General features: G+C 73.2%; 20 protein-coding genes. 9 read left to right on the forward strand and 11 right to left on the reverse strand.

Annotated elements, in window-relative coordinates; all coding sequences use genetic code 11:
* Positions 1 to 34 precede the first annotated feature (34 nt).
* Positions 35 to 1,054 carry a hypothetical protein gene (locus tag OG956_RS31100; RefSeq protein WP_330341325.1) on the reverse strand — a complete coding sequence of 340 codons (1,020 nt, stop codon included), beginning with the start codon at positions 1,052 to 1,054 and terminating at the stop codon, positions 35 to 37.
* A gap of 149 nt (positions 1,055 to 1,203) precedes the next feature.
* Here OG956_RS31100 and OG956_RS31105 point away from each other — a divergent pair, with 149 nt between their 5' ends.
* On the forward strand, positions 1,204 to 1,656 hold the full coding sequence (locus tag OG956_RS31105) for a DUF4442 domain-containing protein (RefSeq protein ID WP_330341326.1): 453 nt from the start codon (positions 1,204 to 1,206) through the stop codon (positions 1,654 to 1,656).
* Positions 1,657 to 1,705: 49 nt separating this feature from the next.
* On the opposite strand, the gene lpdA is transcribed toward OG956_RS31105, so the two are convergent.
* From lpdA to OG956_RS31125, 4 genes are all read right to left on the reverse strand, one after another.
* Complete coding sequence (gene lpdA, locus OG956_RS31110; RefSeq protein WP_330341327.1) at positions 1,706 to 3,121, reverse strand: dihydrolipoyl dehydrogenase; 1,416 nt, start codon at positions 3,119 to 3,121, stop codon at positions 1,706 to 1,708.
* 162 nt (positions 3,122 to 3,283) lie between these two features.
* On the reverse strand, positions 3,284 to 4,462 hold the full coding sequence (locus tag OG956_RS31115) for an anhydro-N-acetylmuramic acid kinase (RefSeq protein ID WP_330341328.1): 1,179 nt from the start codon (positions 4,460 to 4,462) through the stop codon (positions 3,284 to 3,286).
* A 446-nt stretch (positions 4,463 to 4,908) separates the two neighbouring features.
* Positions 4,909 to 6,480 (reverse strand): sodium:solute symporter, encoded by a 1,572-nt coding sequence (locus OG956_RS31120; protein ID WP_330341329.1) that lies wholly within the window; start codon positions 6,478 to 6,480, stop codon positions 4,909 to 4,911.
* A gap of 8 nt (positions 6,481 to 6,488) precedes the next feature.
* The gene (locus tag OG956_RS31125; RefSeq protein ID WP_330341330.1) at positions 6,489 to 7,487 is read right to left on the reverse strand and encodes an N-acetylglucosamine kinase; all 999 of its coding nucleotides are present in this window, start codon (positions 7,485 to 7,487) and stop codon (positions 6,489 to 6,491) included.
* A 212-nt stretch (positions 7,488 to 7,699) separates the two neighbouring features.
* Here OG956_RS31125 and OG956_RS31130 point away from each other — a divergent pair, with 212 nt between their 5' ends.
* From OG956_RS31130 to OG956_RS31140, 3 genes are all read left to right on the forward strand, one after another.
* Positions 7,700 to 8,647 (forward strand): MurR/RpiR family transcriptional regulator, encoded by a 948-nt coding sequence (locus OG956_RS31130; protein ID WP_330341331.1) that lies wholly within the window; start codon positions 7,700 to 7,702, stop codon positions 8,645 to 8,647.
* Positions 8,648 to 8,697: 50 nt separating this feature from the next.
* Entirely contained in the window at positions 8,698 to 8,904 is a 207-nt protein-coding gene (locus OG956_RS31135; protein ID WP_330341332.1) for a hypothetical protein, read from the forward strand.
* A 393-nt stretch (positions 8,905 to 9,297) separates the two neighbouring features.
* Entirely contained in the window at positions 9,298 to 11,175 is a 1,878-nt protein-coding gene (locus tag OG956_RS31140) for an RICIN domain-containing protein (protein ID WP_330341333.1), read from the forward strand.
* A 51-nt stretch (positions 11,176 to 11,226) separates the two neighbouring features.
* Here OG956_RS31140 and OG956_RS31145 read toward each other — a convergent pair whose 3' ends face one another.
* The gene (locus OG956_RS31145) at positions 11,227 to 12,267 is read right to left on the reverse strand and encodes a lysylphosphatidylglycerol synthase transmembrane domain-containing protein (protein WP_330341334.1); all 1,041 of its coding nucleotides are present in this window, start codon (positions 12,265 to 12,267) and stop codon (positions 11,227 to 11,229) included.
* A 252-nt stretch (positions 12,268 to 12,519) separates the two neighbouring features.
* On the opposite strand from OG956_RS31145, the gene OG956_RS31150 reads away from it, so the two are divergent.
* Positions 12,520 to 13,167: a DedA family protein gene (locus OG956_RS31150; RefSeq protein ID WP_330341335.1), complete on the forward strand. Its 648-nt coding sequence runs from the start codon at positions 12,520 to 12,522 to the stop codon at positions 13,165 to 13,167.
* 282 nt (positions 13,168 to 13,449) lie between these two features.
* On the opposite strand, the gene OG956_RS31155 is transcribed toward OG956_RS31150, so the two are convergent.
* A complete protein-coding gene (locus tag OG956_RS31155) occupies positions 13,450 to 13,977 on the reverse strand; it encodes a gamma carbonic anhydrase family protein (protein WP_330341336.1) in 528 nt (175 codons plus the stop codon).
* Between the two features lie 108 nt (positions 13,978 to 14,085).
* Here OG956_RS31155 and OG956_RS31160 point away from each other — a divergent pair, with 108 nt between their 5' ends.
* The gene (locus tag OG956_RS31160) at positions 14,086 to 14,850 is read left to right on the forward strand and encodes an acyltransferase (RefSeq protein ID WP_330341337.1); all 765 of its coding nucleotides are present in this window, start codon (positions 14,086 to 14,088) and stop codon (positions 14,848 to 14,850) included.
* 361 nt (positions 14,851 to 15,211) lie between these two features.
* Here the strand turns inward: OG956_RS31160 and OG956_RS31165 are convergent, their stop codons facing one another.
* Positions 15,212 to 16,069 carry an EamA family transporter gene (locus OG956_RS31165; protein WP_330341338.1) on the reverse strand — a complete coding sequence of 286 codons (858 nt, stop codon included), beginning with the start codon at positions 16,067 to 16,069 and terminating at the stop codon, positions 15,212 to 15,214.
* A gap of 149 nt (positions 16,070 to 16,218) precedes the next feature.
* On the opposite strand from OG956_RS31165, the gene OG956_RS31170 reads away from it, so the two are divergent.
* Both OG956_RS31170 and OG956_RS31175 read left to right on the forward strand, forming a co-directional pair.
* Positions 16,219 to 16,791 carry a helix-turn-helix domain-containing protein gene (locus OG956_RS31170; RefSeq protein ID WP_330341339.1) on the forward strand — a complete coding sequence of 191 codons (573 nt, stop codon included), beginning with the start codon at positions 16,219 to 16,221 and terminating at the stop codon, positions 16,789 to 16,791.
* A gap of 32 nt (positions 16,792 to 16,823) precedes the next feature.
* Positions 16,824 to 17,381: a YbaK/EbsC family protein gene (locus tag OG956_RS31175; RefSeq protein WP_330341340.1), complete on the forward strand. Its 558-nt coding sequence runs from the start codon at positions 16,824 to 16,826 to the stop codon at positions 17,379 to 17,381.
* 148 nt (positions 17,382 to 17,529) lie between these two features.
* On the opposite strand, the gene OG956_RS31180 is transcribed toward OG956_RS31175, so the two are convergent.
* A complete protein-coding gene (locus OG956_RS31180; protein ID WP_330341341.1) occupies positions 17,530 to 18,771 on the reverse strand; it encodes a cation diffusion facilitator family transporter in 1,242 nt (413 codons plus the stop codon).
* A gap of 60 nt (positions 18,772 to 18,831) precedes the next feature.
* Here OG956_RS31180 and OG956_RS31185 point away from each other — a divergent pair, with 60 nt between their 5' ends.
* The gene (locus OG956_RS31185) at positions 18,832 to 19,194 is read left to right on the forward strand and encodes an ArsR/SmtB family transcription factor (RefSeq protein WP_330341342.1); all 363 of its coding nucleotides are present in this window, start codon (positions 18,832 to 18,834) and stop codon (positions 19,192 to 19,194) included.
* On the opposite strand, the gene OG956_RS31190 is transcribed toward OG956_RS31185, so the two are convergent.
* Together OG956_RS31190 and OG956_RS31195 are read right to left on the reverse strand one after the other, a co-directional pair.
* Positions 19,188 to 20,411, reverse strand: coding sequence for a 4-hydroxybenzoate 3-monooxygenase (locus OG956_RS31190; RefSeq protein ID WP_330341343.1), 1,224 nt, complete (start codon positions 20,409 to 20,411; stop codon positions 19,188 to 19,190). The genes OG956_RS31185 and OG956_RS31190 overlap by 7 nt on opposite strands.
* Before the next feature lie 63 nt (positions 20,412 to 20,474).
* Positions 20,475 to 22,112 (reverse strand): APC family permease, encoded by a 1,638-nt coding sequence (locus tag OG956_RS31195; RefSeq protein WP_330341344.1) that lies wholly within the window; start codon positions 22,110 to 22,112, stop codon positions 20,475 to 20,477.
* Between the last annotated feature and the right edge of the window lie 214 nt (positions 22,113 to 22,326).

Below are 22,326 nucleotides of genomic sequence, written 5' to 3' on the forward strand. Positions count from 1 at the left end.
CCGTGACGCGGCGGCCCGGAAACGCCGCGCGTGCTCACTCGTTGGTCGGGTCGCCGTGCAGCCGGACCGTGCGGAGGATCTTCAGCACGGTCTCCCGGGACACCTCGCCGCTCACGCCCTTGGCGCCGTAGAAGTTGAACGACACGTAGTCGTGCGCCGAGTTCTGGAAGCCGAAGGTGAGCGCCTTGCCGTCGCTGACGCACTTGCCCTTCTTCGGGGTGTGCGTCGACTGCGCCCAGGCGTAACTGCCCTTGATGCCCGAGTCCGTGGTGAAGGCGGTGGCCTTCTTGTCCCAGGAGATGCTCTTCTTGTCGGGCTGGGTGTAGCCGCCGTAGACCCACCAGGCCGGCGTGTTGACCGCGATCTCGTCCGTGTTCTTGGCCCCGTTGGCGCCCTTGGTGCCCACGACCGCCAGCGGGGTGTCCTCGGTGCGGCCATCCTTGTCGTCGTCCGAGGTGCACCACTTGGACTTGTACTCGGCGATGCCCGACATGGTGATGCCGGTGTCCGTCTCGCTCTTCGGGAAGGTGAAGTTGACGGCGATGCCGGGGGACTGGACCTCCCACTCCGCCGGCACGTCGAAGGCGATCCCCCACTTGGGGTTCACCACGACCTTCCAGCCGGGGACGGTCGGCTTCTCGGTTCCGGTGCCGCGCGGGTCGTCGGTCGCCGACGAGCCGGCCGTGGGCTGGGCAGCCGGTGACTGGCTCGCGTGCTGTCCGCCCTTGCCGCCGGCCTTGTCGTCCGTGCCGTCCTTCTTGCCGAGGACGAGATACCCCGTCACGCCGGCGGCGATCACGACCGCGGCGGCCGCGAGGATCGCGATCAGCCTGGTGCGGGCCCCGCCGCCGTGCGGGGGCTGCGGGGCGGGCGCGGCAGGCTGCGGCTGCCCCCACTGCGGCGGCTGACCGTACGGCCCGGCCTGCGGATACTGCTGGTATCCGGGCTGCTGGTACGGGTTCGGCTGCTGGTAACCCGGCTGCTGATACGGATTCTGCTGCGGGTTGTTCTGCGGGTTCGGCGCGCCCCCTGGCGGCTGCTGATCTGGCCACATGGCCAGTAACCCTAGTGCCGCCCCGGACACGATGCGGTCACCGGCCCTCGTCAGGGTCGTAGCGAAGCCGGACGGGCGGCGGTCAGCGCTGGTGGATGGGGAGAGCGCGGGGCTGGCCAGTTTCGCTACTCACCAGTAACATCTGGGGCATGACAGTTGAGAGCGCCTCGATGGGCGAGATGCTGGCCGCCGCGGTTCCGATGGTGCGGACCCTGAACCTGGAGTTCGTCGAGGTCGGCCCGGAGCGTGCCGTGCTGCGGCTGCCGGACCAGCCGGACTACCACAACCACATCGGCGGTCCTCACGCCGGCGCCATGTTCACCCTCGCCGAATCGGCGAGCGGCGCCATCGTCCTCACGGCGTTCGGCGACCAGCTGGCGCGCGCGGTGCCGCTCGCGGTGCGCGCCGAGATCGCCTACAAGAAGCTGGCGACGGGCCCGGTGACCGCCACGGCGACCCTGGGCCGCCCGGCGGCCGAGGTCGTCGCCGAGCTGGACGCCGGTGGGCGGCCGGAGTTCCCGGTCGACATCGCCATCCAGCGCGAGGACGGGGCCGTCACCGGCGAGATGACCGTGGTGTGGACCCTGCGGCTGAACGGCTGAGGTGGTAAGAGAGGGCAGCCGGGCACGGGCCGGCCGTGATCGGCGGGTGTCAGAGGTTGATCATGTGCCCGGCCAGGCCGTGCACCGCCTCCTGCACCGCCTCGCCGAGCGTCGGGTGGGCGTGGACGTTACGGGCGATCTCGTGGACGGTGAGGTCCCACTGCTGGGCCAGGGTCAGCTCGGGCAGCAGCTCGGTGACGTCGGGGCCGATGAGGTGCCCGCCGACCAGCTCGCCGTACTTCGCGTCGCTGATCAGCTTCACGAAACCGGTGGCGTCGCCCAGGCCGTGCGCCTTGGCGTTGGCGGTGAACGGGAACTTCGCCACCCTGACGTCGTAACCCAGTTCGCGCGCCCGCTCCTCGGTGTGGCCGAAGCTCGCGATCTGCGGCCGGCAGAAGGTGGCCCGCGGGATCATCGCGTAGTCGAGTTCCATGGTCTCCGCCTCCGCGATCGTCTCGGCGGCGATCACCCCCATCGCCTCGGCCGCGTGCGCGAGCATCAGCTTCGCGGTGACGTCGCCGATGGCGTAGATGTGCGGGACGTTCGTACGGCAGCGGCCGTCGACCTCGATCGCGCCGCGCCCGGAGACCCGCACGCCGGTGGTCTCCAGGCCGTAGCCCGCCACGTTGGGGGCGAAGCCGAGCGCTTGGAGCACCTTGTCGGCCTCCAGGACCTGCCGGGAGCCGTCCTTGCCGGTGACCGTGACACGCACCTGGGGGCCCGACTCGTCGATGGACTCGACGCGGGTGGAGGTGAGCGCGTCGATGCCCAGCCTGCGGTACTGCTTGGCGAGTTCCGCGGACACCTCGGCGTCCTCCAGCGGGGCGAGGCGGTCCAGGAACTCGACGAGCGTCACCTTCACGCCGTAGTTGTGCAGGATGTAGGCGAACTCGACGCCGATCGCGCCGGCGCCCGCGATGACGATCGACCGCGGCAGCTCCTCGGCGAGGATCTGTTCCTCGAAGGTGACCACGCGGGAGGTGCGCCGGGTGCCGGGCAGCAGTTTGGGCGTGGCGCCGGTGGCGATGACGCAGTGGTCGAATCCGATGGTGCGCGTGTCGCCGTCGAAGCCGGAGACCTGGAGGGTGTGCGGGGCGAGGAACGTGCCGTGCCCGTCGAGCTCCGTGATCCCGTTCTTCTTCATCAGGTAGTGCACGCCCTTGACCCGGCCGTCGGCGACCTTGCGGCTGCGGCGGAACGCCTCGCCGTAGTCGAAGGACACCGGGCCGTCGGCGCGGATGCCGAACGTCTTCGCCTCGCGGGTGACGATGTGCGCCAGCTCGGCGTTGCGCAGCAGGGCCTTGGTCGGGATGCAGCCCACGTTCAGGCAGATGCCGCCCCAGTACTTCCGCTCCACCACGGCGACGCGTCTGCCCAGCTGGGCGGCGCGGATGGCGGCCACGTAGCCGCCCGGTCCGGCACCGAGCACCACCACGTCGAAGCGGTCCTCCGGCTCGTCCGTCATCGATGCCTCCTGCAGCGGGACGCGTTCGGGCTCGGCAGGGTTCCCCGTTCCCGCCCGGCGGCAAACGGCGGCGCCGCCGGGCGGCCGCGGACTTCACCCGCGTGCGACGAGCAGCCGCCCTGTGCCGGGCCTCACCCGTGCCGGCACGGTCGGCCCCGATTTTCAGCGGGCGGGACGGTCGACGCGCAGCAGGCGCGGTGGCCGTGCGGCGGGTTCGGGCAGGCGCAGCGGCGTCGCACCGGGGGTGATGCTGCCGAGCAGCGTGGCCCGGCGGGCGCCGGTGCCCGAGGGCAGGGTGCCGGGCAGCCCGTGCACGGTGAGGAAGCCGAGGACGGCGAAGGCCAGGGCCTCCTTGGCGTCCGAGGGCAGGCCCAGGTCGTCGCTGGGGCGCATCCGTACGCCGGTCAGTTCCTCGCCGATCGTGCGCATGAGCACCGGGTTGCGGGTGCCGCCGCCGGAGACGACGAGTTCGGTGACCCGGTGGGCACGGCAGGCGTCGGCCACGGTGACGGCGGTGAGCCGGGTCAGGGTGGCCAGGACGTCGTCGGGATCCGGGGTGGGGGCCGCCGCCAGCGCTCGCTGCAGGTAAGGCAGATGGAAGTGCTCTTTGCCGGTGCTCTTCGGCGCCGGCCTGCGGTAGTAGGGATCGTCGAGGAGGGCGCGCAGCAGTTCGGGGCTGGTCCGGCCGGCGGCGGCCCTGCGCCCGTCCTCGTCGTAGTCGGCGGCACCGCCGGTGAAGTGCCGTACGGCCGCGTCCAGCAGGGCGTTGGCCGGGCCGGTGTCGAAGGCCAGGGGTTCGGCGCCGGGTGCCAGGACGGTGACGTTGGCGATCCCGCCGAGGTTCAGCGCGGCCGGTGTGCCGGGCAGGGCGCGCAGCAGCAGGGCGTCGGTCATGGCGACCAGCGGCGCGCCCTGCCCGCCCGCGGCCACGTCCCGGCTGCGCAGGTCGGAGACGACCGGGAGCCCGGTGGCCTCGGCGATCCAGGCGGGCCGGCCGAGCTGGAGCGTGCCGCGGACGGTGCCGTCCTCCACCCAGTGGTGCACCGTCTGGCCGTGCGAGACCACGAGGTCGGCCCTCCCGTCGCACAGCTCGCGCAGTGCCCGCCCGGCCGCGCCGGCGAAGGCCTGGCCGACGCCGGTGTCCAGGGCGCACACGGCCTGCGTGGTCGTCGCGGCCGGCGGCAAGCTGGCGCCGATCAGGTCCCGCACCTCCTCCGGGTACGGCACGGAGAGGTGCCCGAGTGGCCGTAGCAGCAGGGCGTCGCCGTCCAGGGCGAGGTCCGCGGCGGCGGCCTCGATGGCGTCGTAGGAGGTCCCCGACATCAGGCCGATCACACGCACGACGCCTCCCGGCACCTCGTCCGTCGCGCGGACCGCGTCGGCCGACGCTGTGGCATGACTTCTCCCTCACGGGTCGGAACGGCTGGGGGCCAGGTCGTCAGCCCCGCTCCGGGGGTGTGCGCGGTCGCCGGGCGGGACGACACCGGGCCGCCGGCCCCGCTCCGGGGATGTGCGTGGTTGCAGGCCGGGCGGGGTGAGGCCGTGGCCTTGTGCCGGGGTTGTGCGGTCGGAGGTTGGGCCGGGGGCGGGAGTCGGAGGTTGGGCCGGGGGCGGGGAGGCGGTCCTGCACGGGGGTGCAGGCTGGGCGGGGTGAGGTGGTGGCCCTGGACCGGGGCCCGCGCGGTCGCAGGGCGGGGCGACGCCGGGACGGCGGTCCGACTCCGGGGTTTGCGCGGTCGAGGTTGGGCTGGGCCGGGACGGCGGCCCCCGCCCGGATGCGCGCGCCCTCAGTCCGTGCCGGTCGCCGTGGCCACGCGGCCGGTGCCGGGGGCCGTCTCGCCGTCGGTCGCCGGGATCGCGGCGGTCTCGGGGGCGTGGTGGAGCAGGCTGGCCAGGCCGCCGACGACCAGGGTGACGACGACGCCGATGGGCACGAGCCACTGGGCGGCGATCGCGGTCGGCACGGTGGCGCCGGCCACATGGACGTCGATCTTGACGCCGCGCACGACGTATGTCATCACGCCGATCGTCACCAGGAAGGCGACCACGGAGTCGATCTCGTTCGCGCGCCGCACGAGACGCCCGAGCAGGAACGCGCCGAGAAGGGCGCCGTAGGTGTAGCCCGCGATCGTCAGACCCGTCAGATAGACGTTGCCGGTGCTGGTGCTGAACGCACAGGCGAACACCGCCATCAGCACCGCCCACACGAGCGTCATCACCCGGGCGAGCTTCAGCAGCGACTCCTCGGACGGCGTGCTGCGGAAGAAGCTGTGGATGATGTCGGCGACCGTCGAGTTCGACATGGAGTTCAGGGCCGAGGACAGCGAGCCCATCGCGGCGCCCAGGATGCCCGCCACCAGCAGACCGGAGATCACCACGGGCAGCCCGTGCAGGATGAACTGCGGGTAGAGGTTGTCGGAGCTGCTCAGGCCGAGTTGCCTGAAGTCCTTGCCCTGGTTGTACGACCACAGCAGCGCGCCCACGAGCGAGAAGGCGGCGAACTGCAGGGTGACGAAGACACCCGAGGCGATCATGGCCTTCTGGCCGTCGCGCAGCGAGCGGGTGGCCAGGACGCGCTGAACGATCAGCTGGTCCGAGCCGTGGCTGGCCATGGCGAAGATGGCGCCGCCGACGATCGCGGTGGGCAGGGCGAACGGGCTGGTCAGGACGTGCGCCAGGGCGAAGTCGGTGTCGAACAGCCTGAAGTGGCCCGAGTGCAGCGCGCCGGCGAACCCACTGCCGCCGACATGGCCGGACAGCACGGCGATGGCGAGGACCGCGCCGCCCAGGTACAGGCCCATCTGGATGGCGTCGGTCCAGATGACCGCCTTGATCCCGCCGAGGTAGGTGTAGACGACCGTGATCGCCGTGAGCACGATGATGATCAACCGGTAGCCCGCGTGCACCCCGAACTCGTCGAGCAGCAGCTTGATCGGGATGGCGGAGGCGAACAGCCGGACGCCCTCGGCGAGGAGCCGGGTGAAGACGAACGTCACCGAGGCGAGCCCCTGCAGCTTCAGCCCGAACCTGCTGCCCAGGTACTGGTAGGCGCTGACGAAGCCGCCCCGCTTGTACAGGGGGATCAGCACGGTGGCCACGACCACGCGGCCGATGACGTAGCCGAGGGCCAGTTCGACGTTTCCGAATCCCTGCCCGCTGTACGCGCCGCCGGGCACGCTGATCACGGTGAGCACGCTGGTCTCGGTGGCCACCACGGAGAACGACACCGTCCACCACGGCATGCGGCCCTCGCCGACGAAGTAGTCCTTCGCGGTGCTCTGCCGGCCGGCCAGGCGCAGTCCGATCACGGCGATCGCCACCAGATAGACGACGACCACCACGAGGTCGAGTTGACGCACGCTCACTCCTAAGCAACGGCCGGCGGCGCCGGCGAGGTGGGGGCGGGGGAGAAGGGCGCCGCCCGCCGTACGCGGACGACGTGGGGCTCGTGCGGTGCGCCGGCGTCCAGCGCCAGCAGGCGCGCACCGTCCAGCGGTTGCCCGAGCGGGTCCCGCAGGCGCAGGGGGAGCGGGGAGCCGGCCAGCGCCGAGCGCAGCGGCGTGAGGAGCGGTTCGCCGAGGCCGGTGAGCCCGCCGGTGACGGTCACGGAGAGGGCTTCGCCGCCGATCCGGCGGGCGGCGGCGAGCACGGCCTCGCCGAGCGCGCGGGCGGCGTCCTGGACGATCGCCGAGGCCGCGGCGTCGCCGGCCGCGGCCAGGCGCGCGACGTCCGGGGCGAAGGACGCGGCGGTCCGGGCGGGGTTGCCGTCGCGGCCGAGGGCCACCGGCATCCGGTCCGGGTCGCCGAAGCGTTCGGCGGCGGCGGCCAGCAGCGCCGTGTCGGGGCCGCGTCCGTCATGGGCCCGCAGCGCGGCCCGCAGCCCGGCCGCGCCGATCCAGGCGCCGCTGCCCTCGTCGCCGAGCCAGGGCCCCCAGCCGTCGACGCGGGCGTACGACCCGTCGTCCCCGATGCCGACGGCGACGCAGCCGGTGCCGATCGCGAGGACGACTCCGGGGCGGCCGCCGAGGGCGCCCGCGTGGGCGGTGACGGCGTCGCTGGTGACGGCCACCTCGTCCGTGGGCAGGTCCTCGAGGAGCAGGCCGGCCAGCCCGCGGGCGGCCTCCGGTGCGGCTGCCGCTCCCGCGGCGCCCACGCAGACCGCGGCCGGCCGCGGCGCGGACTGCGGTTCGAGGAGGGGGAGTACGGCGGCGAGTACGGCGGTGCGGGCGGCCGCCACTCCGTTCTCGGCGGCGAGCCCGGGCGCCCCGGGCACCTCGTGGATCCGCCGGGCGGGACCGTCGCCGCCGTGGAACAACGCGGCACGGCAGCCGGTCTTGCCCAGGTCCACCGCGACTACTGCTGTCATACGGCACGCCTTCGTGTCATCCCGGGTCGCCGCTCCGGCCGCTCACCGGACGGCTGGAAGGCCGGTGGCCGGCGCGGAGCGCGGTTCAGCGAGTATCAGAACGACCCACTTCACATGTCAATAAGTGACGTGCCGTAATTCGGTACGTAAATTTTTGACGGCCAGCCGGAGGCGTGGCTACTGTGACGCCACCCAGCCAGGAGGTACGGCCCATGGCCAGCACGGAACCACCTCGCATACCGGACCGGCCGGCGGCGGACACCTCCGCAGCCGGCACGCTGGCACGCATCCGGGCGGCCCTGTCGTCCCTGGCGCCGTCGGAGCGACGCGTGGCCGAGGCCGTCCTCGCCGACCCGGCCCAGGCGGCGAAGCTGTCCATCAGCGCCCTCGCCCAGCGGGCCGACACCTCGGTGGCGACCGTGATGCGCTTCTGCCGGGCCATAGAGATCACCAACTACCCGCAACTGCGCCTCTCGCTGGCCGCGGCGGCCGCCCGCGAGCACGCCCTCAGCGGAGACCGCCCGGCGCCGGGCACCGACATCAGCGCCACCGACACCCTCGACGAGATCGTCCGCAAGATCGTCTACAACGAGGTGCGCGCCCTGGAGGACACCGGGGCGGGCGTGGACGTCGAGGTGCTGGGCCGGGCCGTCCAGGCCCTGGCGGGAGCGCCCAGGATCGACGTCTTCGGCGTCGGCGCCAGCGCGTTCGTCGGCCAGGACCTGCACCAGAAGCTGCACCGCATCGGCCGCGTGGCGTTCATCTGGACCGACCGGCACGCCGCGCTCACCGCCGCCGCCCTGCTCGGACCGGGCGACGTCGCCCTCGCCATCTCCCACTCCGGCGAGACGGAGGACACCGTCGAGCCCCTGCAGGCCGCCGCCGAACGCGGCGCCACCACCATCGCCCTCACCAACGTCCCGCGCTCCACCCTCGCGGAGAGCGCGGACCTCGTGCTGACGACGTGCGCCCGGGAGACCCCCTTCCGCTCCGGCGCGACCGTCAGCCGCATCGCCCAACTGGCGCTCATCGACTGCCTGTTCGTCGGCGTCGCCCAGCAGTCCTACGAGGCCACGACCGCGGCGCTGGAGAAGACCTATGGCGCGGTCCAGCGCCGCAGGCGCCAGCCGGCGCCCCGCCGCACACCGCCCGGCGACTGACCACCACCCCGCCCGCCGCCACCGGCACCTGCCGAAGGGACGACCGCGCCGTGGACCTGCTGGTCGACCGGGTCCGCCGCATCGGCGTCCAGGCCACCGGCGCCGACCCCGACACCGCCGCCGACGCCCTGCGGGCCGCCGGCGGCCACGCCGAGACGGCCGTCGTCATGCTCCTCGCCCACTGCACGGCCGAAGAGGCCACCTGCCGCCTCGACAGGGCCGCCGGCGACACGCGTACGGCCGTCGGCGGCGCCTGACACCCCGTACGCCACGGCGCCCCGGCGCTCCCCGGAGTCCCCACGGACGGAGGAAGCCGCTCGAGGGCCGGGCCGCGCGTGCCCTGCTGACGGCTTCTCAACCGGACGCCGAGACGCCGGTGTTCGGCTCGGTGCGGTGCCCGGAGAAACATGGGAACGGTCCCACGGAAGCGATACCGCCGGTAACTGTGGTGGAATTCACCGACTCTGAGGCCGGGTCAATCGAACTCCTTGTTTCCTGTGAGCAGCGTGTGCGAAGGTGAGCCTTCCCGCGGGAGGGCAAAGGCCGGCGTCGAACGCCCAGGCCGGCCCGACAGGTATGCACCACTCGGCACTGCTTTCCGTCAGGACGGCATTTCGTGCGCCGTCCTGCGGCTGGAAGGAAATGGTTCCGTGCAGTCCCCTCACCCCCCACGCCCGCCGTATCCACCGCTGCCCGGTTCGCCCGGGGAGTCCGACCGCAGTCTCGCCGCCGGCCTCGGCGGCCCGCACGCCGTCCACCATCACGCCGTCGCCCTGCTGCTGGCCCGCCACTGGCGTGCCGCCCGCGACTACGCCACCGTCTGCCTGGCCTCGGCCGGACCGACCGCGCACCTCGTCGCCACCGCCGCCTTCCACGAGGTTCTCGGCCGGATGGCCGCCGGAGCCGTCGGCGGCGCCCTGCGCCCGCAACTGCTGGCCGCCGTACGCGACACCGTCCGCGCCTGGGCCGCCGACGACGTGGCCTGCGCGACGCTGCCGGAATTGCGCAAACCCGCCGGCGGCCGCGGACTGCGCGCGACGAATCCCGCGACGCCGGAAAGACGGCAACTCGCCGAACGCGCATTCCGGGCACTTCCCGGCGCCTCGCAATGTCTTCTCTGGCACACCGAGGTGGAGGCCGAACCGATAAACATTCCCGCTGGTCTGCTGGGTATCGACCCGGCCACCGCGACGGCCGCACTGGAACAGGCGTGCGAGCAATTCAGAGCGGGTTGCGTACGCGCCCACCGGGAACTCGCCCCCACCAAGGAATGCCGCTTCCACAACCGGCTCCTGGACGTCCCCCTGCGCCGGGGCGACACCCTGCTGCCCGACGTGCGCCGGCATCTGGCGGCCTGTGCGCACTGCCGGCACGCCGCCGAGACCTTCGGGCTGTTCGACGACAGCCCCGGCCTGCTGCTCGCCGAGACCGTGCTCGGCTGGGGCGCCCGTCGCTATGTCGACTCGCGTCCCGGGCGCGGCGCCGCCGAGGAGGTGCCGTACTCCCCGGCGCCCGAGCCGGCGGCAGCGGGCGCCGGCGGCAGACACCGCACCACCGGTTCCGGCAGCCGCCATCGCACGGCGGTGGCCATCGGCGTCGGACTGACCTCGCTCGCACTGCTCGCCACCGTCCTCGTGGCCAGAAGCTGGTCCGACGACAACGCTGTCCCCGCACCCGGCGCCACCTGGGGCGCCCCCGCCGCCCGCACCACGCATCCGCGCGGCACCGGCGCCCTGCCCGTCAGCTCCCCCTCCGCCGCCTCGGCCCGCGAACCCGTCGAGGTCGCCCACGGCACCCTGCGCGGCCTGACCTCCGGACGCTGTCTGGACGCGCGCGGGAGCACCGTCCGGGCCGGTGCGGGCATCGGGCTCGCACCGTGCTCCTCCGCCGCCGCGCAGCGATGGTCGTACCAGGACGACGGATTGCTGCGCAGCGCCGCCGACCCCTCCCTGTGCCTGGCCGCCGACCTGGGCACGAGGACGGTCACGCTGGCCGCATGCGCCGCGCACGCCGGCGAGGCGGTCTACGACGTCACCGTGCACGGCGAGATCCTGCTGCGCCACGGCGAGGGCCTCGCGCTCGCCCCGGACGCCGACGACTCGTCGGCCCGGGTGATCCTGGCCCCGCGTGACGGTTCGCCGGACCAGCGCTGGCTGCTGCGACCGGGGACGGGCGGGCGAGGGCGGCCCGGCGCCGTGCCGGGCGCGCCCGGAGGCACCGGCGCGCACGGCGCGGCCGATGCGCCCGCGGGCCGCGCACCGGGGCACGGCCGCCGGGCTGCCGACGGGCCGCCGTACGGGATCGCCGCACGCGGGAAGCGGGAGGGCGGCGGGCCGGACGAGTCGACGGGTCCGGACGGGACCCGGATCGCCCAGGTCCGCCTCGGCCGGGAACGGCAGGGGCTCGGCCCCGGCCGGCGGCAGCGCGGTCCCGGGCCCGCGTCACCGGCCCGGGCGGAGCGCGCGGTGCACGACGTCCTGCGTCCGGTCACCGCGGTGGCGGCGCCGGCGGGCGCGCTGCTCAACTGACGGGTACCGGGTCCGACGAGCCACGGCAGCCGGCCTCTGACGACCCGGCACTCACAGCACCTTGGCCCGGATCAGCGCCGACAGCAGCAGGGTGCCGGGCAGCAGGGGCACCCAGTCGGTCAGCACCCGGTAGCCGATGACCGTCGCGGTGGCCGTCGCCGGTGCGCAGCCGAAGGCGGCCAGCGTCCACACCAGCGCCGCGTCCACCGCGAACCCGCCCGGCGCCGGAACCGCGCCGACGGCCGTGCCCGCCGCCAGATAGGCGAGCACCACGTGCTGCCACGGCAGCCCCAGCCCGAGCGAGGCGCCGACGCAGGCGAGCGTGGTCCCCTGCACCAGCGGCATCGCCACCGCCCCGCCCCACAGGGCGACCACCCGGCAGGGGCGCGTGTGCACCTCCCGGGCATCGGCGAGGGCGGACCGCAGCAGCCCGGTCACCGGCCGCCGCAGCGGTCGTACGACGGTCAGCAGCACCCCGGCCGCCGCCACGGCGCCGCCCGCGGCGGCGACCGGGACCAGCAGCCGGCCGTCCGGCACCAGACCACCGAGGCGCCGCCAGGCCGGCGTCGCCGCGAGGAACACCAGCAGCACCCCGGTCTTGGCGCCGGACTTGGCCAGCGAGTACAGCCCGATCGACGCGGTGGCCCGGGCCGGCGGCACGCCCTGGCTCCGCAGGAAGCGCAGGGTGACGGCGTGCGCGCCGAGCCCGCCGGGCAGCGCGTGGTTGGCGGCGCCGGCGGCGAACTGCGAGGCCAGCAGCAGCCCCGGCCGCACCCGGTCCGGCAGCGCACCCTGCCGGACGCAGGCGGCCGCCACGCAGTTCAGGCCGGTCAGACCGGCACCGGCCAGCAGCCACCCCGGATCGGCCGCGGCCAGTCGCCGCACCCCCTCGTACACGACCGGCCGGTGGGCGACCGCCCATCCGGCGGCGAGCAGCACGGGAACAAGGCACAGGGCCAGCCGCAGGCCCCTGGCCCCGAGGAGGGACGTCGGCCGGGAGGCGGAATCGGCGCTCGGTGCGGTGGGGAGTGGAACCGCGGGCAGCGCGCGCGGCGGGGAGGCGAGCGAGGGGGACGGGGAGAGTGAGGACACGGGGACGTCGTCCTTCCGCAGCGGGCCCCACGGCGGGGACCTGGAAAGGCGGGTCGGGCGAAACCGCGGGGAGCCTTCCCCACCCGCATGACACGGGGATGTCCGGAAACCGAAGGGCCGGGGGCGGGACGGTGCCGCCCAGCGGTTGCGCGTACGCCGCCGTTCACCGCCGACCAGGTAGCCTTCCCTTGGGGCGCCCTTTACATGCGGCGGCCCCACCGGTCAGGGAAGGCGACAGGGGAGGATCCCGCGGTGCACGTCCAGGATTGGCTCGACTCGGTGCCCGCGGCCGCCGTCTACGCCGTGGTCGCCCTGGTGATCGGTCTGGAGAGCCTGGGCATCCCGCTTCCAGGGGAGATCATCCTCGTGTCGGCGGCGCTGATGGCCTCCCAGCACTCGGGCGTCAACCCGGTCGTCCTCGGCGCGTGCGCGACCGCGGGCGCCGTGATCGGCGACTCCATCGGCTACGCGATCGGCCGCAAGGGGGGACGCCCCCTGCTGGCCTGGCTGGGCAGGAGATTCCCGAAGCACTTCAGCGCGGGCCATGTGGCCACCGCGGAGCGGTCGTTCGAGAAGTGGGGCATGTGGGCGGTCTTCTTCGGCCGTTTCATCGCCCTGCTCCGCATCTTCGCCGGCCCTCTCGCCGGCGTCCTGCACATGCCGTACTGGAAGTTCCTGATCGCCAACGTCCTCGGCGGCATCTGCTGGGCGGGCGGCACCACGGCGGCCGTGTACTACGTCGGCGTGGTCGCCGAGGGCTGGCTGAAGAAGTTCTCGTACGTGGGGCTGGCGGCGGCGGTGGCCCTCGGCCTCGCCACCCTGCTGATCGTCCAGCGCAAGGCGAAGAAGGCCCAGCAGCAGGTGGACCGCGAGGCAGAACCGGTCAGCGCCGGGGACTGAAACGCCCCGCCACGGGCGCGGGCCCGATGTGCGGCTCCGCCGCGGGGCGCGACGGGCCGCACGCGGCCGCCGCCCGCCGGACGGCCTAGGGGGTTTCGTTTGGATCAGGTCGGATCAGGCCGCGGCGTCCGGTGCTGGGGGCACCTCCCACGCCCTTCAGGCAGTGGGGGAGCATCGCAAGGCGGAGGATCACCCGCGTACTGGGCGTACTCGGGTGGTCCGACAACGCGGCGAGGTGCCGTGCCGGGCGTCGCGGACCCGGGCTGATCCAAACGGAACCCCCTAGCGATGCACGTCCTGGTGCGCCTTCGCCAGCTCCGCGTACATCGTGCCGTTGAGGGTGACCCCCTGCCGCTCCTCCTCGGTCAGCTCCCGCCGCACCTTCGCCGGCACCCCGGCCACCAGCGACCCGGGCGGCACGACCATCCCCTGCGGCACCAGAGCCTGGGCGGCGACGAGCGATCCGGCGCCGATCACGGCCCCGTTCAGCACGGTCGCCCCCATCCCGACGAGGCAGTCGTCCTCCACGGTCGCCCCATGCACGACGGCGTTGTGCCCGATGGACACCCGCTCACCGACATGCACCGGAAACCCGGGGTCCGCATGCAGGGTGACGTTGTCCTGGACATTCGCCTGCGCGCCCACGGTGATCTTCTCGACGTCGCCCCGGATCACCGCGCCGTACCAGACACTGGCCCCCGCGTGCAGCGTGACGTCGCCGATCACGGAAGCCGTCGGCGCGACGAACGCCTCCGGATCGACCTGCGGCTCCCGGCCGCCGATGCCCACGATCAGCGCCTGCTGTGTCATCACCGTCTCCTCGTGTCCGTGACTACCCGCACGGTACGTCAGGGGCTGGGGCAAAGATCACAGCAGCCCGGCCTCTCCCCGGAGGCGACCGATGAGTAACGTAAGCCCGTGCCGAAGCCCAAGAACACGTTCTCGTCCTGGCGTCGCCGCGTCGCTCAGCGCGCGGTGCACGCGGCCTGGGCCTGGGCTCAGCGCACGGGCTCCGTCACCGCCGAGCACCCCGGCCGCCTGAAGTTCGGCTCGATCGGCGAAGCGACCCGGCTCGCCTTCCCGCTCGGCACGGTCTTCGGCGAACCCTGGATCCACCTCGGCTCGCACTGCATCATCGGCGAACAGGTCACGCTGACCGCGGGTCTGATGCCGGACCTGGACCTCGGGCCGGAGCCGATCCTGCGCATCGGCGACGGCGTCGTCCTCGGCCGGGGCAGCCATGTCATCGCGGACACGACGGTCACCATCGGCAGCGACTGCTACTTCGGCCCGTACGTCTACGTCACCTCCACCAACCACTCCTACGACGACCCCCACCAGCCGATCGGCAGGCAGTGGCCGCGCATGGAACCCGTGGAGATCGGCCCGGGCTGCTGGATCGGCACCAACGCGGTCATCCTGCCGGGCGCGCGGATCGGCCGGAACGTGGTCGTCGCGGCCGGTGCCGTGGTGCGGGGCACGGTGCCCGATCACGCCGTGGTGGCCGGGGCGCCCGCCCGGGTCGTCCGGCGCTGGACGGCGGACCAGGGCTGGCAGCCCCCGCTCAGAACCCCGCCGCCGATACCGATCCCGGAGGGGACGACACCGGATCAGCTCCGCGCCCTGGCGGAACTCGACGAGGACGTGGTGGCCAGCCTCGCCCAACTGGAAACCGAGAGCTGACGCAGGCGGAATGCCGAGGCGCGAGCCGGCTCGGCAGGTATGACTATGACTCGGGCGGCGCGCGAACCGAGGGCCGGCTCGCGCGGCATGCGGCGATGAGGCCCGGCTCGGATCCGGGGCCCGGGGCCGGCCCGGCTGCGGTGCGGGCCAGGACCTGGTTCGGGCAGGCATCCGGGGCCCGGGGTCGGCGCTCGTGCGGGATGTGGGGGATGCGGGGCGGCTCGGCTGCGATGTGGGCCAGGGGCCAGCCTGGCTGCGATGCGGGGGCCCGGGGGCGGCGCTCGTGCGGGATGGGGGATGCGGGGCGGCTCGGTTCCGGGGCCAGGGTCCGGCGGCTGGATATCCGAGGTGCCGGGACGGATCAGCCCGTCGCCAGTAGGAGGGTGCCGAGCAGGGCAAGGCCCGCGCCCGCCGCCTGGATCGCGCGCAGCCGTTCGCTGAGGAAGCCGCGCGCGGCCAGCGCCGTCACCACCGGGTACAGCGAGGCGAGCACGGCCGCCACGGTGACCGGGCCGTGCTGGGCGGCGACCGCGTAGGTGCCGTTGGCGGCCACGTCGGCGAGTCCGACGAAGGCCAGCGCGGGCAGCGAGGTCCACGGGAAGCCGCCCTCGGGCACCGCCCGGCCACCCCGCCGGACGGAGACGGCGAGCGCGGCCCCGCCGACCGCGACATTCGTCAGCCGCTGCACGAACAAGGCGAGGAACAGGCCGGTGACGGTCGTCGAGGCCTCCGTGATCAGGGCGAAGACCGTGCCGAACCCCAGGGCCGCGATCAGCGTGAGCAGGATCGTCCGCCGCTGGACGGGCGCGCCGCGCAACTGCGGTCCGCCCGCGAGGACGACACCGGTGACGGCGACGGCGATACCCGCGACCTGGAGCAGTCCGGGCCGCTCGCCGAGGACCAGGCCCACGCCCACCGGCACGGCCACGCTCAGCGTCGCGAGCGGCGAGACCACCCCCATGGGGCCGAGCGCGAGGGCCTTGTAGAAGGAGAGCAGGGCGACCGGCCCCACCAGCCCGGCGGCGAAGGCGAACCACAGGCGGGGCCCGGCCCCGCCCCACCCGCCGGTCGCGACGACGATCGCGCCCAGCACGGCCGCCGCGATGGCCTGCGAGACGACCACGACGGTCAGCGCGGGCGTCCGTCGTGTCAGCAGCCCGCCCCCGAAGTCGGCCAGCCCCCACAGGAGGCTGGTGGTCAGGGCGAAGAATGCTGTCACGGCCGGCCTCGCAGTACAGTTTGATGAACGATCGGGTGCACCTCACGGTAGTTCAGTGAAGTGAACTCTGTCATCCCGAATATTGAACTTCCGGGACGCCCGGACCCGACCCACGGGCCTGACCCGGACCTCTTCCCGATGGACGTGATGTGTCGGACCTCGACCTGCTGACCCAGTCCCTGGCGCGCAACGTCAAGCGCTGGCGCACGGAGCGCGGCTTCACCCTGGACGCGCTCGCCGCACGCGCAGGAGTCAGCCGCGGCATGCTGATCCAGATCGAGCAGGCCCGCACGAACCCCAGCATCGGCACCGTCGTCAAGATCGGTGACGCGCTCGGCATCAGCATCACCACTCTGCTCGACTACGAACAGGGCCCCAACGTCCGCATCGTCCCCGCCGAACAGGCCGTACGGCTCTGGCACACCGACGCCGGCAGCTACAACCGCCTCCTCGCCGGCACGGAGGCGCCCGGACCGCTCGAGATGTGGGACTGGCGGCTGATGCCGGGGGAGCGGAGCCCCTCCGAGCCGCACCGTGTGGGCACGGTGGAACTCGTCCATGTCACCGCGGGCGAGCTGACCCTCACCGTGGACGGCGTCAAGCACCTGGTGCCGACCGGCGCGAGCGCCACCTTCGAGGCCTCCACCGCGCACACCTACGCCAACGAGGGCGACGTACCGATGGAGATGGTGATGGCCGTCTCGGTGCCCCCCGTCCGCTGAGCCGCACCGGCGCGGGCTGTTAGCGTGCGGACATGCGCGCACCCATCGGAGACTTCGACACCGCCACCCCCGTCACGGACTGTCTCGAGGAGCTGACCGCGCCGGTCGCCGGCGCCGTGCGCACCTGGCGGGGCGCGGTTCCCGCCGACCGCGTCCTCTACGTCGAGACCGACCCGCGCTGGGCCGACACGGCCGTCTTCGTCGAGCACTACGGCCGCGAGCTGCTGGAGCAGTCGGCGAACTGCGTGGTGGTCGCGGGCAAGCGGGGCGGCGAGACCACCCTCGCCGCATGCGTGGTGCTCTCCACCACGCGGGTCGACGTCAACGGCGTCGTACGCCGCCAACTCGGCGCCCGCAAGGCCTCTTTCGCCTCCATGGAGACGGCGACCGGAGAGACCGGCATGGAGTACGGCGGCATCACCCCCGTAGGACTGCCCGCCGGCTGGCCGGTGTTCGTCGACGCGGCCGTCGTCGACCTGCCCTATGTCCTCGTCGGCAGCGGACGCCGGCGCGGCAAGCTGCTGGTGCCGGGCAAGGCCCTCGCGGAACTGCCGGGCGCGGTGGTCCTGGAGGGGCTCGGGATCGCCTGAGCCCACCGGCCGGCGGATCGTCTGAGACCACCGGCGGATCGCCTGAGATCACCGGCCGGCGCGTCCGTTCCACGGCGATAGTGCAGGCCCGCCCGGGCGGGAAGGGCAGGTACAGCCCCGGCGGGAACCGTCTCCGCCGGGACGCGGCTCACGCCGTCGCATGGTGGGCCAGGGCCACATGGGGATCGCGCTCGCCCGGCGCCGGGGCGGGGTCGGCGTGCACCAGGGCGGCCGTCAGCCTCGGTACGGCGTGCAGCAGGGCGTGTTCCGCCTCCACGGCGATCGCGTGGGCCTGCCGCAGCGTCGCCTCGCCGTCCACCACCACCGCGAGTTCGGCCCGCAGCCGGTGCCCGATCCACCGCAGCCGCAGCTCGCCCACCTCGCGCACGCCCGGCACGCCCCGCACCGCCCGCTCGGCCCGGTCCACCAGCGCCGGGTCGACCGCGTCCAGCATCCGGCGGAACACCTCACGCGCCGCGTCCCGCAGCACCAGCACGATCGCGGCCGTGATCGCCAGCCCCACGACCGGATCCGCCGGATGCCAGCCCAGCGCCGAGCCTCCGGCGCCCACCAGAACCGCCAGCGAGGTGAAACCGTCCGTGCGGGCGTGCAGCCCGTCGGCGACGAGCGCGGCCGAGCCGATCCGGCGGCCCACCCGGATCCGGTACCGGGCCACCCACTCGTTGCCCACGAACCCGACCAGCGCGGCCACCGCGACCGCCGGCACGTGCGCGACCGGGCGCGGATCGAGCAGCCGCCCCACGGCCGCCCAGGCGGCGAAGGCCGCCGACGCGGCGATGGTCAGCACGATCACCAGCCCCGCCAGATCCTCGGCGCGCCCGTAGCCGTAGGTGAACCGGCGGGTCGCCGCCCGCCGGCCCAGCACGAAGGCGATGCCGAGGGGAACGGCGGTCAGCGCGTCCGCGGCGTTGTGCACGCTGTCCCCGAGCAGAGAGACCGAGCCGGAGACGGCCACCACGGCCGCCTGCGCCAGCGCGGTCGCCCCCAGCACGGCCAGCGACACCCACAGCGCCCGCATCCCGTGCGCGGAGGCCTCCATGGCCGGGTCCAGCTTGTCGGCGCTGTCGTGGGAGTGCGGGGTGAGCAGATGCGCCAGGCGGTGGCGGAGACCGGGCTTGCGGGAGTGGTCCCCGTGACCGTGACTGTGGCCGTGGCCGTGAACGTCGGGACCGTACGCCTGCGCGTGTGTGTGGCCCTCGTGACCGTGAACGTGGCCCGTGTGCGTGGCGTCCGCATGACCGTGATCGTGAGCCTGGCCCGTGTGCACGGGGTCCGCGTGACCGTGGCCGGTGTGCGCGTGGGTGTGACCTCCGTGGCCGTGGTCATGACCCTGGCTGTGCCCGTGCCGAGGTGCGTGCCGGTCGTTCACGTGGGTCCCCTTCCGTGTGCGGGAGTGGACGCGCGGCGCCCACCGGACCATTATGTGCGTATGAGCGCACGCATGCACCTGTCACCTGCGCACCATGCGCACCCGCGCAGCCCCGGCGAGGAGCAGTTCGCGCTCGCCGCCGAGCTCATGGCCCTGCTCGGCGACCGCACCCGCCTGACCCTGCTGCACGCCCTGACGACCGGCGAGGCCGACGTCACGACGCTCACCGAGGCGTGCGGCGCGGCCCGTCCCGCCGTCAGCCAGCACCTGGGCCGGCTGCGGCTCGCGGGACTGGTGAAGACCCGCAAGGAGGGCCGCCGGGTGATCTACTCGCTCCCGCACGGACATCTGCGCCGGCTGGTGCAGGAGGCGCTGAAGACGGCGGACCACCTGCTCGCCGAGCGGGCCGCCCCAGGTCAGTAGGCGGCGGCCGTCCCGAGGTACTGCTCGGCGAAGGCGGCCGCCGCGGCCGGCGAGGTGAACAGCCGGCGCAGCCGGGCCAGTGTGGTGCCGGCGCGGAAGGGATCGCCGGACGCCACCCCGTGGTAGATGTCCGACAGCCACTGGGAGAACTCCTGGTAGTCCCACACCCGGCGCAGACAGGCCGCCGAGTAGCCGTCCAGGCCGCTGCCGTCGCCCTTGGTGACGTACGCGGTGAGCGCGTCGCCGAGCAGGAACGCGTCGTGCAGGGCGAGGTTCAGGCCCTTGGCCGCGATGGGCGCGACCAGGTGACCGGCGTCCCCGGCCAGGAACAGCCGCCCGTGGACCAGGGGTTCGACGACGTAGTGGTGCATGTCCAGGACGCGCTTCTCGGTCAGCCGGCCCTCGGTGAGCGGGGGCGCACCGGCCGCGCCGAGCCGCTCGCGCAGCTCGGTCCAGACCCTGTCGTGCGGCCAGTTCTCCGGGTCGTCGCCGGGCGGGCACTGGAGGTAGAACCGGGTGACCTCGGGGCTGCGCGGCATCTGCCCGGCGAAACCGCGCGGATGGACGCCGAACAGCACGCAGTCCGTCGACGGCGGCGCCTCCGCGAGCAGCGCCAGCCAGCCGATGCCGTCGTCCTGTCGCGCGCTCCGCCTCCGCCCGGCGGGTATCACGTCCCGGGTCACTCCGCGCGCCCCGTCGCAGCCCGCGACGAAGTCGCAGTGCAGCAGCCGCCGTTCCCCCGTGTCCGGGCAGCGGTACGACACCGCCGGCCGGTCGGAGTCCAGGTCGTGCAGCATGACGTCCCGCACGCCGAAACGGATGTCGCCGCCGCGTACGTCGGCGTACTGCCGCACCAGGTCCGTCACCAGCAGCGGCTGGGGATAGACGTAGTGACGACGGCCCGTCAGGTCGGCGTAGGGGAAGCGGTAGCGCTCGCCGTCGAAGCGGAACTCACAGGCGGTGTGCGACTCGGCCCGCTCCGGGAGCCGTTCGGACAGCCCGCGCCGGTCCAGTTCGCGCACAGCCCATTCCTCGATGACCCCGGCGCGCGGCCGTGTCTCGATGAACTGCCGGCTCTCGGTCTCCAGGACGACGCAGTCGACGCCGGCGGCCCGCAGGATGCCGCCGACGGTGAGCCCGGCCGGCCCGGCGCCCACGACGACCACCGTACGGCGTTCTGCGGGCGCGGCGCCGAGGTGCGGGGAAGGGGAGATCATCCCTGCATTATGACGGTGTCCCGTCAGCCGTGACCGGCCGACGGGACACCAGGGTGGAGCGGGTCAGTGCGCGGGGGCGTCGGTGACGACGACCTCTTCGATGTCGCGCTCGATCTGCTCGGGCTCCGAGGCGGTCGCCTTGGCCCAGTAGTAGACGCCGAGCGAGAACGCGGCCACGACCAGGATGTCCCACCACAGCGGCAGGTCACCGGTACCGCCGAAGGTGCTGAAGTAGGAGATCACGCCGATGCCCGCCAGGTAGGGGAGCAGCCACTGCGCGGCCTTGAAGTCCAGCCGGGGGGCGCCCGGCAGGTTCTTGCCGATCGCGTACCAGGCGTAGGAGCCGAGCAGCACGTAGCCGATCAGGATCGCGCAGCCCAGACGCCACAGGGTGTCCCAGCCGGACCAGAAGATGATCAGGTTGGCGACCACGAAGGACAGCGGCGAGATGATGTTGCCCGCGGGCAGCTTGTACGGACGCTCGTGGTTCGGCAGCCGGTCCTTGAAGACGCCGTAGGCCAGCGGGGCGCCCGCGTACATCAGCACGCTCGCCGAGGTGATGAAGCTGACCAGCTCCTGCCAGCTCGGGAACGGCAGGAAGCAGATCACACCGGTCACGAACGAGATGGCGAGGCCGAACCACGGCACACCGCGCTTGTCCGTCTTGGCGAACACCTTCGGCGCGTAGCCGTTCTTGGCCAGGCCGTAGGAGATGCGGGAGGTGGCCGTGGTGTAGATCAGGCCGGTGCCTCCGGGGGAGATGATCGCGTCGGCGTACAGGACCCAGGCCAGCCAGCCGAGGCCGCACAGCGTGGCGAGACCCGCCCAGGGGCCGCTGATGCCCGCGTAGTTCAGGTTCGCCCAGCCCTTGGCGAAGGAGGCGTGCGGCAGGGCGGCGATGAACACGACCTGGAGCAGCAGGTAGATCACGGCGCCGATCGCCACCGAGCCGAGCGTGGCGCGCGGCAGGTCGCGCTTCGGGTTGCGGCTCTCACCGGCCAGCTGGATCGCCTGCTCGAAGCCGAGCAGCGCGAAGATGATGCCGCTGGAGCTGATCGCGCCGAGGACACCCGCGGCGCCCTTCGGGGCGAAGCCCTCGGAGGTGAAGTTGCCCGGGTGGAAGTTGCCGATGGCGATGACGAAGATCGCCGCGAGCGGGACCGCAATCTTCCACCAGGTGGCGGCGCTGTTGGTGTGGGCGAGGATGCGGACGCCCAGGAAGTTCACCGCGACGAACACCGCCATGAGGAGCACGGCCACCGTGATACCGCTGGCCGTGAGCGTGCCGTTGGCGCGCTGGAAGCCGTCGGCGAAGTGCCAGTGCTTGGCATAGCCGATCATGGCCTCGACCTCGATCGGCGCCACCGTCGCGGCCTGGAGCCAGGCGAACCAGCCGAAGGACATACCGGCCAGGCCGCCGAAGGCGTAGTGCGGGTAGCGGGCGGTACCGCCGGCCACCGGGAACATGCCGCCGAGTTCGGCGTGCACGAGAGCCAGCAGCACGATCGCCACCGCTCCGATCACCCACGAGATGATCGCAGCGGGGCCGGCCGCCACAACCGCCTTCTCGGCACCGAAGAGCCAGCCGGACCCGATGATGGAGCCAACCGAGGCCCACATCAGACCGATCAGTCCGACGTCGCGTCGCAGACCACCGGTGTCGCTTGTGGCTACCGGTGCAGCCTGATCGACTTGTGCCATGTCAAGTGGCCTCTCAGTTCTATACGCAGCATTAACGAGCAAGGAGGCCACAGGTTAGGGATGCTTTCCGAGTCAGCAAAAGAGTGTTAACCAAAACTTGACCCGGGATCTCCGCTGTCTTGGGCGCACGCTGGGTCACGGCCTTGTCACAGGTCAGATGCCCAGTGCGAATGTCAATATTCAGCGGGCAATTGTGAGTAGAATGCTAGATTCG

This window comes from Streptomyces sp. NBC_00557 (genome assembly GCF_036345995.1).
In the GTDB taxonomy this organism is placed as follows: Bacteria; Actinomycetota; Actinomycetes; order Streptomycetales; family Streptomycetaceae; genus Streptomyces.

What these genes read in the sequence shown, in the direction of transcription:
- OG956_RS31100 (WP_330341325.1), bottom strand. Translation starts at nt 1,054, where the DNA reads ATGTGGCCAGATCAGCAGCCGCCAGGGGGCGCGCCGAACCCGCAGAAC.
- OG956_RS31105 (WP_330341326.1), top strand. Translation starts at nt 1,204, where the DNA reads ATGACAGTTGAGAGCGCCTCGATGGGCGAGATGCTGGCCGCCGCGGTT.
- lpdA (WP_330341327.1), bottom strand. Translation starts at nt 3,121, where the DNA reads ATGACGGACGAGCCGGAGGACCGCTTCGACGTGGTGGTGCTCGGTGCC.
- OG956_RS31125 (WP_330341330.1), bottom strand. Translation starts at nt 7,487, where the DNA reads ATGACAGCAGTAGTCGCGGTGGACCTGGGCAAGACCGGCTGCCGTGCC.
- OG956_RS31130 (WP_330341331.1), top strand. Translation starts at nt 7,700, where the DNA reads ATGGCCAGCACGGAACCACCTCGCATACCGGACCGGCCGGCGGCGGAC.
- OG956_RS31155 (WP_330341336.1), bottom strand. Translation starts at nt 13,977, where the DNA reads ATGACACAGCAGGCGCTGATCGTGGGCATCGGCGGCCGGGAGCCGCAG.
- OG956_RS31175 (WP_330341340.1), top strand. Translation starts at nt 16,824, where the DNA reads ATGCGCGCACCCATCGGAGACTTCGACACCGCCACCCCCGTCACGGAC.
- OG956_RS31185 (WP_330341342.1), top strand. Translation starts at nt 18,832, where the DNA reads ATGAGCGCACGCATGCACCTGTCACCTGCGCACCATGCGCACCCGCGC.
- OG956_RS31190 (WP_330341343.1), bottom strand. Translation starts at nt 20,411, where the DNA reads ATGATCTCCCCTTCCCCGCACCTCGGCGCCGCGCCCGCAGAACGCCGT.
- OG956_RS31195 (WP_330341344.1), bottom strand. Translation starts at nt 22,112, where the DNA reads ATGGCACAAGTCGATCAGGCTGCACCGGTAGCCACAAGCGACACCGGT.